This is a genomic window from Pseudomonas sp. 22085 (genome assembly GCF_052045815.1).
GTDB classification, from domain to species: Bacteria; Pseudomonadota; Gammaproteobacteria; order Pseudomonadales; family Pseudomonadaceae; genus Aquipseudomonas; species Aquipseudomonas glycinae.
The window spans coordinates 13,652-27,638 of sequence record NZ_JBQEQA010000007.1 but is presented as its reverse complement, the minus strand read 5'-3'; the positions used below and the strand labels follow the sequence as shown (position 1 = coordinate 27,638).

Genomic DNA, 13,987 nt, shown 5'->3' with positions numbered 1-13,987 from the left:
TGGTGGTCCCAAACGCAAGCAGGCTCGCTCCCACAAGTCCAACATAGATCCTGTGGGAGCGAGCCTGCTCGCGATCGCTATTTCAGAGACGCCTCAACGGAAGCGGTCGACTTCCTGGCGCAGGTCGGCTGCCAAGCCTTCCAGCTCCTTGGCGGTGATGGCCAGGTTCGACACCACTTCGCGCTGCTCGCTGTTGGCCATCGCGATGCTCTGCAAGTTGCTGCTGAGCAAAGTCGCGGTGCTGCTCTGCTCCTGAGTCGCGGTGGTGATCGCGGCAAACTGCTCACCCGCCGAGCGACTTTGCTCGTCAATGCGCGCAAGTGCCGAGGCGACGTTAGCGTTACGCGACAGGCCTTCCTGCATCAGCAGGTTGCCCTGCTCCATGTTGCTGATGGCGTTACCGGTTTCCTGCTGAATGCTGTGAATCATGCTGGAAATTTCATCCGTCGCCTGACGGGTACGCGAGGCCAGGCTGCGCACCTCGTCGGCCACCACGGCAAAGCCGCGACCTTGCTCACCGGCACGGGCCGCTTCGATGGCCGCGTTGAGTGCCAGCAGGTTGGTCTGTTCGGCAATCGAGGTGATAACGCTGACGATGCCGCCGATTTCCTGGGAGCGCTGACCGAGCGTATTGATCACGGTCGCGGTGGTGTTCAGTGCGCCGGCAATCTGCTCCAGCGAGGAAGACGCCTCTTCCATCGACGTACGACCGATCTGAGTCTGCTGGGCGTTTTCCTGGGCCAGACGCTGGGTGTTACCCATGTTGTCGGCAATGTTCAGCGAGGTGGCGGAGAACTCCTCTACCGCGCCGGCCATGCTGGTGATCTCGCCGGACTGCTGCTCCATGCCTTCGTACGCGCCACCGGACAGACCGGACAGCGCTTGAGCCCGGCGGTTGACCTCTTCCGAAGCGCGGCGGATGTGCTCGACCATGGTCGACAGTGCCTGACTCATCTGGTTGAACGCGCGAGCCAGCTGACCGATCTCGTCGTTGCTCGACACGCTCAGGCGCACGCTCAGATCACCGGCGCCCAGGGCTTCGGCCTGACGCACCAGATCGCCCAGCGGCGCCAGCTTGCTGCGCAGCAACCAGACCACGGAGCCGACCGCCAGCAACATCGCCAGCAGGCTGCCGATGGCCAGTTGGGTGCCGACGCTCCAGGTCACCGCGCGGATCTCGGTCTTCGGCATGCTTGCCACCACCGACCACGGTCCACCCTCGAACGGCACGGCGATGCTGTAGAAGTCTTCGGACTTGTCGCTCCAGAACCGGCCTTTACCCGGCGCCTTCGCCAAATCGTTGACCACAGGAATCGCTTGATCGAGCGCCTGCACGCCCGCCGGCGCGACCAGCCATTGATTCTTCTCGTCCAGCAGCGCCAGCGAACCGGTCTGGCCGATGCGGAAGCGCTTGAGGTTTTCAAACTGGGCGTTTTGCGCGTCGGTGTAATCGAAGCCGACGAACAACACCGCAATCACCTTGCCGCTGCTGTCTCGCACCGGGGTGTATTGGGTCATGTAGGAGCGATCGAACAGCAGAGCGCGACCGACGTAGCCCTGCCCTGCCATCAATTTCGCATAGGCCGGGTGAGCGTGATCGAGCACGGTGCCGATGGCGCGGGTGCCATCCTGTTTGGTCAGCGAGGTGCTGACGCGGATGAAGTCTTCGCCGCTGCGCACGAACAGCGTGGCGACACCCGCCGTCATCTGTTTGAACTCGTCGACTTCCTTGAAGTTGTTGTTCAACACTTCGCTGCCCAGGTGCAGGCCCGGCGTCTGGGTGCCGGCCACGGTCACCGGCTCGCTCGGATGAATGCTCAGACCTGCACTGAAGCGCTTCTCGAACAGCCCGCTCAGGCGCTGGGTGCTTTCACGCAGCGTGCCGTGGAAGGTGCTCAATTGGTCGGCGAGCAGGCGTGCCTCGCTGGCCAGGTGTTCTTCACGGGTGGCGAGGTTGGCGGTATCCAGCGAACGCAAAGCAAAGACGGTACTGCCGCTGATGACTATCGCCAGTATCACGGCGAGCGCGAGGCCCAGCTGCGAGGCGATCCGAGCGCGAGGTTGAGACATGGACAGCTCCTGGCCGAACTTCCGATCCTCCTTGATCGCAGCTCGGATAATTTTCTAATGGGGGGTGAATCGTGGAGACCGGCACGACGGTTCCACATGCACGTATTCGGCGGTAAAACCGAATACTTGAGCGAAAAACAGGGTTATGGCGAAAGGCCGGCATTGTGCAGGCTCGAACGATTCAGCTCAAGCGCGTGACCGCCGGCAGCGCCATGCCGCGCACTTCGTTTTGCAGGAAGTCGCTGAGGCGGCGCAAACGTTCACCTCCCGGACGGGTCTTTGGCCACACCAGGTAATAATTCAGTCCGCTGGCGACCGCCGTCGGCCACGGCAGACTCAGGCGCCCTTGCGCGACATCCTCGGCCACCATCAGCAGATCGCCCATGGACACCCCATAGCCCCGGGCCGCCGCGATCATGCCCAGTTCCAGGGTATCGAAAACCTGCCCGCCCTTGAGCGACACCTGATCTGACAGCCCCATGTGCTCCAGCCAGCTACGCCAGTCCCGGCGATCCGGCGTCGGGTGCAACAACTCGGCGCTGGCCAGTCGCGCCACATCCCAGGGCTGATCGTTGAGCAGGTTCGGCGCGCCGACCGGAATCAGCTCTTCGGGAAACAGCAGACTGGCTTCCCAGTCCAGCGGAAAATGCCCGTCGCTCAGTAATACTGCGCAATCGAAGGGCTCGTTGTTGAAGTCCACCGAATCCACATCCATCCACGCACTGGTCAGTTGCACCTCATTGCCGGGCTGCAAATGGCGGAATCGACTGAGCCGCGCCAGCAACCAGCGCATGGTCAGGGTCGACGGGGCCTTCATGCGCAGGATGTCATCTTCCGCACGCAAGGTATTGCAGGCTCGCTCCAGCGCGGCGAAGCCTTCGCGGATGCCCGGCAGCAGCAGGCGTGCCGACTCGGTCAGTTGCAGGTTGCGCCCGCTGCGATGGAACAAGCGGCAGGCGAAGTGCTTTTCGAGCGTACGGATGTGCCGGCTCACCGCACTCTGGGTAATCGACAATTCTTCAGCCGCCCGGGTGAACGAACTGTGGCGCGCCGCCGCTTCGAATGCGCGCAGGGCATACAAGGGTGGAAGACGACGGGACATGCACAGCGCTCCAATGGCGGGATTGCGTCAACTTAGCAGAATCGCGGCAGGATGAGTTTTAATCATGCCACCCATCCTTTTTATCCCTTTGTGCAACCTGCGCCAAACCCTGAGAATCGACGGTCTCTTGCCCCCTCTTTTAAAAGGATGTGAAAACATGCAGCGTCCTGTGCGTACCGAACTCTGGGCCATCCTGCGGCTGGCGGGGCCGTTGATCGCCTCGCAGTTGGCGCACATGCTGATGGTGCTGACCGATACCCTGATGATGGCGCGCCTCAGTCCCGAAGCGCTGGCCGGCGGTGGCCTGGGCGCGGCCACTTATTCATTCGTGTCTATTTTCTGCATCGGCGTGATCGCGGCGGTCGGCACCCTGGTGGCGATTCGTCAGGGCGCCGGCGACATCATCGGCGCCGCCCGCCTGACTCAGGCCGGGCTGTGGCTGGCGTGGCTGATGGCGCTCGGTGCCGGGTTGCTGTTGTGGAATCTGAAACCGGTGCTGTTGCTGTTCGGCCAGACCGAGACCAACGTCAACGCCGCCGGGCAGTTTCTGATCGCCCTGCCATTCGCCCTGCCCGGCTACCTGAGCTTCATGGCCTTGCGCGGTTTCACCAGCGCCATCGGCCGGGCAACACCCGTGATGGTTATCAGCCTCGCCGGCACGGTGGCCAACTTCCTGCTCAACTACGCGCTGATCACCGGCATGTTCGGCCTGCCAAAACTCGGGCTGACCGGTATCGGCCTGGTCACGGCGATTGTCGCCAGCTGCATGGCACTGGCACTGGCCTGGCATATTCGCCGGCATCCGGCCTATGACGCCTACCCGTTGCGCGAAGGCCTGTCGCGGCCGAACCGGCAGTACCTGAAAGAGCTCTGGCGCCTGGGCCTGCCGATCGGCGGCACCTACGCAGTGGAAGTCGGGCTGTTCGCTTTCGCGGCGCTGTGCATGGGCACCATGGGCAGCACCCAACTGGCGGCGCACCAGATTGCTCTGCAAATCGTCTCGGTGGCGTTCATGGTTCCGGCGGGGATGTCTTATGCGATCACCATGCGCGTCGGCCAGCATTACGGCGCCGGGCAATTGAGTGATGCGCGGATGTCCGGGCGAGTCGGCATCGTCTTCGGTGCAGTGGTGATGCTCGGGTTTGCGATGGTGTTCTGGTTACTGCCGAATCAGCTGGTCGGTTTGTTCCTCGACCATAACGACCCGGCGTTTGCCGAGGTGATTCGTCTGGCCGTCAGCCTGCTGGCTGTGGCGGCGTGGTTCGAGCTGTTCGACGGCACCCAGACGATTGCCATGGGCTGTATTCGCGGGCTCAAGGATGCCAAAACCACGTTTCTGGTCGGGCTCGGTTGCTACTGGCTGATCGGCGCGCCGGCCGCGTGGCTGATGGCGTTCCATCTGCACTGGGGGCCGACCGGCGTCTGGTGGGGTCTGGCGCTGGGGCTGGCGTGCGCGGCGGTGAGCCTGACGCTGGCGTTCGAATGGAAGATGAAGCGGATGATTCGGCTGGAACCACAATCTCAAGGCTTCAAGATCCCTCAGCCAGAATGAGTTTCACTGTGGGAGCGAGCTTGCTCGCGATGAGGGTGTGTCAGTGACTAATAATCCGACTGATACTCCGCCATCGCGAGCAAGCTCGCTCCCACAGTAATTTGAGGCTAAACCACAATGCCCAGCGGAGGCTGACTGGCATCAGCCAACAAGTAATCAACCAGCTCCGCCAACGGCAACGGCTTGCTGATCAGGTAACCCTGCACCTGATCGCAGCCGAACCCGCGAAGCAGATCCAGCTGCTCGCGGGTTTCCACCCCTTCGGCCACCACTTCCAGGTGCAGGTTGTGCGCGAGATTGATCATCGCGTGCACCAGTTTGCGGTTCTCTTCGCGCTGCTCCATGCCACCGACGAAACTCTTGTCGATCTTCAGCAAGGTGATCGGCAGGCTGTTGAGGTGCACGAACGACGAGAACCCGGTGCCGAAATCATCCAGCGAGAAACGCACGCCGAGGCGACCGAGAGCGTCCATGGTCTGCTTGACCAGATCGCTGCGGCGCATCACGGCGGTTTCGGTGAGTTCGAATTCCAGCCACTGCGCCTCGACCCCGCGCTCGGCGATCAGACGGCTGAGCGTCGGCAGCAACTGGCTGTCCTGAAACTGGCGGAACGACAGGTTGATCGCCATATGCAGCGCCGGCAATCCGCGTTCGCGCAACGCCTGCATATCGCGCAGGGCCCGGGAAATCACCCAGTAACCCAGCGGCACGATCAGCCCGCTCTGCTCGGCCAGCGGCACGAATTCGCTCGGTGGCAGCAGGCCGCGCTCACTGTGGCGCCAGCGCACCAGCGCTTCGAGACCGACGATCTGACCGTCCTGCAGGTTCAGGCGCGGCTGGTAATGCAGCTCCAGCTCGTCACGGCGCAAGGCCCGGCGCAGCTCGCTTTCGAGGTCGGCCATGCTCCGCGCGTTGCGGTTGATTCGCTCGTTGAAGATATGAAAGGTGCAGCCTTGAGTGCTCTTGGCTTGCTGCATGGCGATGTGCGCGTGCCACATCAACGGATCGGCGCCGCCCTGGGCCCGGGCATGGGCGATGCCGAGGCTGGAGCCAATCAACAGGCTTTCGCCATCGACCCAGTAAGGTTCAGCCAGCGCTTCGGTGATGCGCTCGGCCATCCATTCGGCCCGTTGCGGGGCGCGGCGGGTATCGATCAGCAGGGCGAATTCGTCACTGCCCAGGCGCGCCAGTTGATCGCCGACTTCCAGCTGACTTTTCAGCCGCGCCACCACTTGCAGGATCAGGCGATCACCGGCCTGATGGCCGAGGGCGTCGTTGGCGTGGCGGAAGTTGTCGAGATCGAGGTGCCCGAGGGCCAGGCCGCGACCGTCGTTTTCCGCCAGACGGGCCGTGAGCAGGGTCTGGAAGCCTTGACGGTTGGCGATGCCGGTCAGCGGGTCCTGTTCGGCCAGGCGTTGCAAAGTGTTTTCCAGCACGCCGCGTTCGCGCACATGCCGCAGGCAACGCCGGAGCATGTCGGTATCGAGGGCATCAAGTACCAGCCAGTCACTGACGCCGTCGGGCGCAGTCGCCGGCTCGTGTTCCAGCAGCAATACCGTCGGCAGGCTGCAACGGCCGGGGGCCGGCTGCAACGCGGGAACGGTCAACAACACCGCGTGGCGGTTGTCTTCGAACAGACTGCTGACCGACTCCCAGCTCGGCGCGCTGATCAGCACCGCCGCACTCCCCAACGGAGCCAGACACTCGCGCAATAACGCTGTCCACGCTGGCTCTTCGGCCAGTAGCAGCAAACGCAAGGGTTCGACAGGCGTAGTCAAGCTGACTCCCTAGACTCTGCAATGATGTGGGCGGCGGGCATTATGCCGTTGCGGCAACCAATGACCAAACGACAACGGAAAGCAAAACGTTATTTTGTGTCACGAATGAGAACATTAGCCGCAAAATCACCGCGCATCCTGCGTGAAAGTAACAAAACCGGCAAATTTGAATCGCGTGCTGCGTCACAAGTCGGAGAGAGCAGCACAAATCGCTGAGCCTGTTAAAATGCCGGCCCATTTCGTCAACGACTCCCGAATTTTCGTATGTCCCGACTCAATCCCCGGCAGCAAGAAGCCGTGAACTACGTCGGCGGCCCTCTATTGGTGCTCGCCGGTGCTGGCTCCGGCAAGACCAGTGTGATCACGCGCAAGATCGCGCACTTGATCCAGAACTGCGGCATCCGTGCCCAGTACATCGTCGCCATGACCTTCACCAACAAGGCCGCGCGCGAAATGAAAGAGCGGGTCGGCACCCTGCTGCGTCCAGGTGAAGGACGCGGGCTGACGGTCTGCACCTTCCACAACCTTGGCCTGAACATCATCCGCAAGGAACATGAACGACTGGGCTACAAACCCGGTTTCTCGATCTTCGACGAAACCGACGTCAAGTCGCTGATGACCGACATCATGCAGAAGGAATACGCAGGCGACGACGGCGTCGACGAGATCAAGAACATGATCGGCGCCTGGAAAAACGACCTGATTCTGCCGGCCCAGGCCCTGGAAAACGCCCGCAACCCCAAGGAACAGACCGCCGCCATCGTCTACACCCACTACCAGCGCACGCTCAAGGCGTTCAACGCGGTGGACTTCGACGACCTGATCCTGCTGCCGGTGAAACTCTTCGAAGAGCACGCCGACATCCTCGAAAAGTGGCAGAACAAGGTGCGTTACCTGCTGGTCGACGAATACCAGGACACCAACGCCAGCCAGTACCTGCTGGTGAAAATGCTCATTGGCAAGCGCAACCAGTTCACCGTGGTGGGCGACGACGACCAGTCGATCTACGCCTGGCGCGGCGCACGGCCGGAAAACCTGATGCTGCTCAAGGACGACTATCCGTCCCTGAAAGTGGTGATGCTCGAGCAGAATTACCGCTCCACCAGCCGCATCCTGCGCTGCGCCAACGTGCTGATCTCGAACAACCCGCACGAATTCGAAAAACAGCTGTGGAGTGAGATGGGCCACGGCGACGAAATCCGCGTGATCCGCTGCCGCAACGAGGACGCCGAAGCCGAGCGCGTGGCCATGGAAATCCTCAGCCTGCACTTGCGCACCGACCGCCCGTACAGCGATTTCGCGATCCTCTATCGCGGCAACTACCAGGCCAAGCTGATCGAGCTGAAACTGCAGCACCATCAGGTGCCGTACCGTCTGAGCGGCGGCAACAGCTTCTTCGGCCGTCAGGAAGTGAAAGACCTGATGGCCTACTTCCGCCTGATCGTGAACCCGGACGACGATAACGCCTTCCTGCGGGTGATCAACGTGCCGCGCCGGGAAATCGGCTCGACGACCCTGGAAAAACTCGGCAACTACGCCACCGAACGCAAGATCTCGATGTACGCCGCCACCGACGAACTCGGCCTGGGCGAACATCTGGACAGCCGTTTCACCGATCGCCTGTCGCGCTTCAAGCGCTTCATGGACAAGGTGCGTGAGCAGTGCGCCGGCGAAGACCCGATCTCCGCCCTGCGCAGCATGGTCATGGACATCGACTACGAGAACTGGCTGCGCACCAACAGTTCCAGCGACAAGGCTGCGGACTACCGGATGAGCAACGTCTGGTTCCTGATCGAAGCCTTGAAGAACACCCTGGAAAAAGACGAAGACGGCGAAATGACCGTCGAGGACGCCATCGGCAAACTGGTTCTGCGTGACATGCTGGAACGTCAGCAGGAAGAGGAAGAAGGCGCCGAAGGCGTGCAGATGATGACCCTGCATGCGTCCAAGGGCCTGGAATTCCCTTACGTGTTCATCATGGGCATGGAAGAGGAAATCCTCCCGCACCGCTCCAGCATCGAAGCCGACACCATCGAAGAAGAACGCCGCCTGGCCTACGTGGGCATTACCCGCGCGCGCCAGACCCTGGCATTCACCTTCGCCGCCAAGCGCAAACAGTACGGCGAGATCATCGACTGCGCGCCAAGCCGCTTCCTCGATGAGCTGCCGCCGGACGACCTGGCCTGGGAAGGCAACGACGACACACCGACCGAAGTCAAAGCCGTGCGGGGCAACAGCGCACTGGCTGATATACGCGCGATGTTAAAGCGCTAGAATTGACCACTTTTTTAAAACCTTAGGGCGCACAAGGCGCCAACAGAGGACAGCTTCATGGAAGCCCTGCACCAGAAAATCCGCGAACAAGGCATTGTGCTTTCCGACCAGGTCCTGAAGGTCGACGCCTTCCTGAACCACCAGATCGACCCGGCCCTGATGAAGCTGATCGGCGACGAATTCGCCACGCTGTTCAAGGATTCGGGCATCACCAAGATCGTCACCATCGAAGCGTCGGGCATTGCCCCGGCGATCATGACCGGCCTGAACCTCGGCGTGCCGGTGATCTTCGCCCGCAAGCAACAGTCCCTGACCCTGACTGAAAACCTGCTGTCGGCGACCGTCTACTCGTTCACCAAGAAGACCGAAAGCACCGTGGCCATCTCTCCGCGCCACCTGACCAGCAGCGACCGCGTGCTGATCATCGACGACTTCCTGGCCAACGGTAAGGCGTCCCAGGCGCTGATCTCGATCATCAAACAGGCCGGCGCCACCGTCGCGGGCCTGGGCATCGTGATCGAGAAGTCGTTCCAGGGCGGCCGTGCGGAACTGGATTCGCAGGGTTACCGCGTCGAGTCGCTGGCTCGCGTGAAGTCGCTGAAGGATGGCGTGGTTACGTTCATCGAGTAATCGCTGATAGGCGCAAACACACTGCAATACCTGTGGGAGCTGGCTTGCCAGCGATGGGGCCATATCCTTCAACATCCTAGTTGAGTGATACACCGCCATCGCGGGCAAGCCCGCTCCCACAGGTTTTTTTGTTGTTTGTTATTGCCCGGTGGCCTTCAGGCCGGTGAGGAGCAACCGCTGAAACAGGTCTTCCTTCAGACCTTCCGGATCAGTGAGCTGCATGCGCGCCAGATGCTCGGGATACAGCGAAGCCTCAGGCGCATCCAGCGCTGCCTTGCCCAACTCCAGAATCTCCGTCAGCTTGAACTTGCTCTTGAGCCAGTTCAGCGCCCGCAACAGATCCTTCTCGACCTCAGTGAAGTCGCAGCCCAGCGGATACTCCGGAAACAGGTTCGGATGCCGTGCGGCAATCGCCTGCAAGCGTTGCGGGGTGTTGTCGGTAAAGCGTGGATCGAGACGGAAATCCTTCGGCAGCTTGCCGACCTTCTGCGCCTGTTCGATCAGGCCCTGCTGGAAGCGCGAGTCGCTGATATTGAGCAACGCCTCGATCACCACCGCATCCGACTTGCCGCGCAGATCGGCCATGCCGTACTCGGTGACCACGATATCGCGCAGGTGACGTGGAATCGTGCAGTGGCCGTACTCCCAGACAATGTTCGAACTGACATCGCCACCGGACTCGCGCCAGCTGCGCAGCAGCAGGATCGACCGCGCACCGTGCAGCGCATGGCCCTGGGCAACGAAGTTGTATTGCCCGCCGACGCCGCTGAGCACCCGCCCGTCTTCCAGTTGATCCGCCACCCCGGCGCCCAGCAGGGTCATGGTGAACACAGTGTTGATGAACCGCGCATCCAGACGCTGCAGGCGTTTGAGCTCTTCCTGGCCGTACAGCTCGTTGATATAGCTGATGCGGGTCATGTTGAATTCGAGGCGTTTGCTCAGCGGCAACTCACGCAAGCGCTCATAGAAACTGCGCGGCCCGAGAAAGAAGCCGCCATGCACTGAAATGCCGTCGGTTTGCGACGCCTCGTCGAGGATTCCGGCGTTGGCCTGCTCCTGAGTCTGTACATCCGGGTAAACCTTGCGCCGGATGATCCCGGCCTCGGCCAGCACCAGCAGACCGTTGACGAACATTTCGCTGCAACCGTACAGGCCTTTGGCGAAGGGCTCGATGCCGCCCTCGCGTTCGATCAACTGCGCCCACTGGCTGAGGTTCACATCGGCCAGCAAGGCCTGGTAACCGGCGTTGTCGGCCTGCCGCGCCAGCAATGCGGCGGTCAGCGCGTCGCCCATCGAACCGATGCCGATCTGCAAGGTGCCGCCATCGCGTACCAACGTACTGGCGTGCAATCCGATGAAGTGATCCTGAAACCCGACAGGCATGTTCGGCGTGGAAAACAGTGTGCTGCTGTCCTTCTCGTCGATCAGCAGGTCGAAGGTATCGATCTCGACTTCGGCGTCGCCCGGCATGTACGGCAACTCGGTGTGCACCTGGCCGACCAGCAGAATGGTCTCCCCCGCCGCCCGGCGTTTGGCGATCATCGGGAACAGGTCGAGGGTGATGTCAGGGTTGCAACTGAGGCTCAGACGATCCGGGTGTTCGCTGCTGCTGGCAAGCAACTGCGCCACCAGATTCAGGCCGGCGGCGTTGATGTCGCGGGCGGCGTGGCTGTAGTTGCTGCTGACGTAATCCTGCTGGGCCGGCGCGCTGTTGAGCAGGCTGCCCGGCTGCATGAAGAATTGCTCGATGCGGATGTTGGACGGCAGGCTGTCGCGGTGCAGGTCGGCAAGGAATTCCAGCTCCGGGTAATTACCGAACACCCGCTCGACGAAGGGCTCGATGAAGCGCTTCTGCAAACCGTCGCCCAGCGTCGGGCGGCCGAGGCACAGGGCGGTGTAGATCGTCAGTTGCCGTTCGGGCAATCCGGCGACCCGCCGGTACAGCGCGTTGACGAAGGGATTGGGTTTGCCCAGTCCCAGCGGCAGACCCATGTGGATGTGCGCCGGTAACCGCGCCAGCACGTCGTCCACAGCCTGTTCGATCGAACACAACTGCACCATCTGAAGCCTCCTGCCCGTTCCGTGAATAGAGGTACGACCGAGATTGCCGGTTGTTTGCTGCAATGAACAGCCTCAGACCTGAACCGCGGGCACAAAAAAACCGTCCGGAGACGGTTTTTTTCGTCAGAAGCGCGGCTTATTTCAGGCCGGACATCTTCTGGATGGCGCCCTTCAGCTCGTCATCGGAGCAGTCGGCGCAGGTGCCTTTCGGCGGCATGGAGTTGATGCCGGTGATGGCCTTGGCCAGGATGCCGTCGAGGCCGCCCTGGTGATCGGCGCGCTCTTTCCAGGCCGCGGTGTCACCGATTTTCGGCGCGCCCAACAGGCCGGAGCCGTGGCAAGCGTTGCAATGTTTGGCAATCACTTCGTCCGGCGTCTTGGCGCCGCCACCGCCGCCTGCCGAAGCAGCGACTTCCATCCCCTTGCACTCTTGCCCTTGAACACACACCTGGCCGACCGGCTCAAGGCGTTTGGCAATGTCGTCATTCGTCGCAGCTTGCGCGCTGACAGCCCAGAGGGCCAGTACGGTTGCTGGTGCAGCCAGCATTTTCATAATTAGGTTCACGCGTTCACCCTCAATGGTGGCTATTCACGCCTGCGGCCACGGTTCGCAGGCGGGCGCAAGTATAGCGGTTAGCCCGCTTCACTGAAACAACCCCAAAGTCGAAGGGGTTATATCGCGCTGTGGAAAAACGTTTCGGGTGCCTTCGCCGGTATGGCCTGGCGCCTCTTTGTTTAAAAATTCGCCGGCGTGGCTGCGCTGATTAGTCGCGCCGGTGCATCGAACGGATTACGGAAACGATGCGGCTTGGTACTTTCAAAGTAGTAGCTGTCGCCGGCTTCGAGGATAAAAGTTTCAAGGCCCACCACCAGCTCCAGGCGCCCTTCCACCAGAATCCCGGTTTCCTCGCCTTCGTGGGTGAGCATTTCCTCGCCGGTATCCGCGCCCGGCGGGTAGATTTCATTGAGAAACGCGATGGCCCGGCTCGGGTGCGCGCGGCCGACCAGTTTCATGGTCACGGCGCCGTCGGAAATGTCGATCAGCTCGTTGGCCTTGTAGACGATCTGGGTCGGTTTTTCCTGCAGGATCTCTTCGGAAAAGAACTCGACCATGGACATGGGAATCCCGCCCAGAACCTTCCTCAGCGAACTGATCGAAGGACTGACGCTGTTCTTTTCGATCATCGAAATGGTGCTGTTGGTGACGCCCGCGCGCTTGGCGAGTTCACGCTGGGAAAGCCCTTTGAGCTTGCGGATCGATTGCAGTCGTTCACCGACGTCCAAGGCTGGAGCCTCCTGATGTTGTAGAAATATTGAGCGTTATCATGGCGACAGCGTTCAGTATTTACAACACTTGGGCCCCGCTTGCGCTTCAACCCTCGGAATAGAGCCTTGGCACCCGCCGCAGGTTGCAGAAGATCTGGTACGGAATGGTGTCCGCCCACTTCGCCACGTCGCTGGCGAGGATATTCTTGCCCCACAACTCGACGGTCGAACCGAGGCCGGCTTGCGGCACGTCAGTCAGGTCGATGCACAGCATGTCCATCGACACCCGGCCAAGAATGCGGCTGCGCTGGCCGGCCACCAGCACCGGGGTGCCGGTCGGTGCCTGACGCGGGTAACCGTCGGCATAACCCATGGCAACCACGCCGATGCGCATCGGTTTGTCGGTGATGAATTTCGCACCGTAACCCACCGGTTCGCCGGCCGGCAGTTCGCGCACGCTGATGACTTTCGACTCCAGGGTCATCACCGGTTGCAGGCGCTCGGCCACAGCGTTGGCTTCTTCGAACGGGGTGGCGCCGTAGAGCATGATGCCTGGACGCACCCAGTCGCTTTGAATCTGCGGCCAGCCCAGCACCGCCGGCGAGTTGCGCAGGCTGACTTCGGCCGCCAGGCCCTGACGCGCAGCTTCGAATACGGCAACCTGATCGGCGCTGCTCTGCTCGTGCAACTCATCGGCCCGGGCGAAGTGACTCATCAGCACGACTTTCGCCACTTTGCCGCTGGCCAGCAAACGCTGGTAAGCCGCCGGGTAATCCTTGGGATGCAGGCCCACCCGGTGCATGCCCGAATCGAGCTTCAGCCACACGGTGATCGGTTTGCTCAACGTCGCCTGCTCGATCGCTTCGAGCTGCCACAGCGAATGCACCACGCACCAGAAGTCGTGCTCGACGATCAGCGCCAGCTCATCGGCCTCGAAAAAACCTTCAAGCAGCAGCACTGGCGCGCGAATCCCGGCGGCACGCAGCTCCAGGGCTTCTTCGATGCATGCCACCGCGAAGCCGTCCGCTTCAGCCTCCAGCGCCTGGGCGCAACGCACTGCGCCATGGCCATAGGCATCGGCCTTGATCACCGCCAGCGCCTTGGCACTGGTGACTTCACGGGCGATACGGTAGTTGTGACGCAGGGCTTGAAGGTCGATCAGGGCACGGGCAGGACGCATGGCAGCAGACTTCTTGGCGGTCATGGGAATAAAAACCGGCGCTGGCTGACGGCGTGAACCGCCAACAGCACCGG

General features: G+C 61.7%; 10 protein-coding genes. 3 read left to right on the top strand and 7 right to left on the bottom strand.

The annotated features are described in order from the left end of the window. Positions 1 to 93 precede the first annotated feature (93 nt). Together ACTJK7_RS10070 and ACTJK7_RS10065 are read right to left on the bottom strand one after the other, a co-directional pair. A complete protein-coding gene (locus ACTJK7_RS10070; RefSeq protein ID WP_108563545.1) occupies positions 94 to 2,070 on the bottom strand; it encodes a methyl-accepting chemotaxis protein in 1,977 nt (658 codons plus the stop codon). A gap of 181 nt (positions 2,071 to 2,251) precedes the next feature. Further along, the gene (locus ACTJK7_RS10065; RefSeq protein ID WP_108563547.1) at positions 2,252 to 3,172 is read right to left on the bottom strand and encodes a LysR substrate-binding domain-containing protein; all 921 of its coding nucleotides are present in this window, start codon (positions 3,170 to 3,172) and stop codon (positions 2,252 to 2,254) included. A gap of 157 nt (positions 3,173 to 3,329) precedes the next feature. On the opposite strand from ACTJK7_RS10065, the gene ACTJK7_RS10060 reads away from it, so the two are divergent. Then, on the top strand, positions 3,330 to 4,724 hold the full coding sequence (locus ACTJK7_RS10060) for a NorM family multidrug efflux MATE transporter (protein ID WP_108563548.1): 1,395 nt from the start codon (positions 3,330 to 3,332) through the stop codon (positions 4,722 to 4,724). Positions 4,725 to 4,831: 107 nt separating this feature from the next. On the opposite strand, the gene ACTJK7_RS10055 is transcribed toward ACTJK7_RS10060, so the two are convergent. Continuing rightward, the gene (locus ACTJK7_RS10055) at positions 4,832 to 6,502 is read right to left on the bottom strand and encodes a putative bifunctional diguanylate cyclase/phosphodiesterase (RefSeq protein WP_108563549.1); all 1,671 of its coding nucleotides are present in this window, start codon (positions 6,500 to 6,502) and stop codon (positions 4,832 to 4,834) included. A gap of 264 nt (positions 6,503 to 6,766) precedes the next feature. Here ACTJK7_RS10055 and rep point away from each other — a divergent pair, with 264 nt between their 5' ends. After that, positions 6,767 to 8,776: a DNA helicase Rep gene (rep, locus tag ACTJK7_RS10050; protein WP_011336539.1), complete on the top strand. Its 2,010-nt coding sequence runs from the start codon at positions 6,767 to 6,769 to the stop codon at positions 8,774 to 8,776. A gap of 57 nt (positions 8,777 to 8,833) precedes the next feature. Then, complete coding sequence (locus ACTJK7_RS10045; protein WP_003229440.1) at positions 8,834 to 9,406, top strand: xanthine phosphoribosyltransferase; 573 nt, start codon at positions 8,834 to 8,836, stop codon at positions 9,404 to 9,406. A 138-nt stretch (positions 9,407 to 9,544) separates the two neighbouring features. On the opposite strand, the gene ACTJK7_RS10040 is transcribed toward ACTJK7_RS10045, so the two are convergent. The 4 genes from ACTJK7_RS10040 to alr all read right to left on the bottom strand — a co-directional run bounded on the left by ACTJK7_RS10040 (position 9,545) and on the right by alr (position 13,913). Continuing rightward, positions 9,545 to 11,467 carry an acetyl-CoA hydrolase/transferase C-terminal domain-containing protein gene (locus ACTJK7_RS10040; protein ID WP_323150517.1) on the bottom strand — a complete coding sequence of 641 codons (1,923 nt, stop codon included), beginning with the start codon at positions 11,465 to 11,467 and terminating at the stop codon, positions 9,545 to 9,547. Between the two features lie 136 nt (positions 11,468 to 11,603). Continuing rightward, positions 11,604 to 12,020, bottom strand: a complete 417-nt coding sequence (locus ACTJK7_RS10035) for a c-type cytochrome (RefSeq protein WP_011336541.1) — start codon at positions 12,018 to 12,020, stop codon at positions 11,604 to 11,606. Positions 12,021 to 12,202: 182 nt separating this feature from the next. Beyond that, positions 12,203 to 12,751, bottom strand: a complete 549-nt coding sequence (locus ACTJK7_RS10030) for a cupin domain-containing protein (protein ID WP_003229444.1) — start codon at positions 12,749 to 12,751, stop codon at positions 12,203 to 12,205. 88 nt (positions 12,752 to 12,839) lie between these two features. Continuing rightward, positions 12,840 to 13,913, bottom strand: a complete 1,074-nt coding sequence (gene alr / locus ACTJK7_RS10025; protein WP_108563551.1) for an alanine racemase — start codon at positions 13,911 to 13,913, stop codon at positions 12,840 to 12,842. Positions 13,914 to 13,987 lie beyond the last annotated feature (74 nt).

Coding starts and splice junctions, on each gene's coding strand:
- rep (WP_011336539.1), top strand. CDS start 6,767: ATGTCCCGACTCAATCCCCGGCAGCAAGAAGCCGTGAACTACGTCGGC.
- ACTJK7_RS10060 (WP_108563548.1), top strand. CDS start 3,330: ATGCAGCGTCCTGTGCGTACCGAACTCTGGGCCATCCTGCGGCTGGCG.
- ACTJK7_RS10035 (WP_011336541.1), bottom strand. CDS start 12,020: ATGAAAATGCTGGCTGCACCAGCAACCGTACTGGCCCTCTGGGCTGTC.
- ACTJK7_RS10045 (WP_003229440.1), top strand. CDS start 8,834: ATGGAAGCCCTGCACCAGAAAATCCGCGAACAAGGCATTGTGCTTTCC.
- ACTJK7_RS10070 (WP_108563545.1), bottom strand. CDS start 2,070: ATGTCTCAACCTCGCGCTCGGATCGCCTCGCAGCTGGGCCTCGCGCTC.
- alr (WP_108563551.1), bottom strand. CDS start 13,913: ATGCGTCCTGCCCGTGCCCTGATCGACCTTCAAGCCCTGCGTCACAAC.
- ACTJK7_RS10040 (WP_323150517.1), bottom strand. CDS start 11,467: ATGGTGCAGTTGTGTTCGATCGAACAGGCTGTGGACGACGTGCTGGCG.
- ACTJK7_RS10065 (WP_108563547.1), bottom strand. CDS start 3,172: ATGTCCCGTCGTCTTCCACCCTTGTATGCCCTGCGCGCATTCGAAGCG.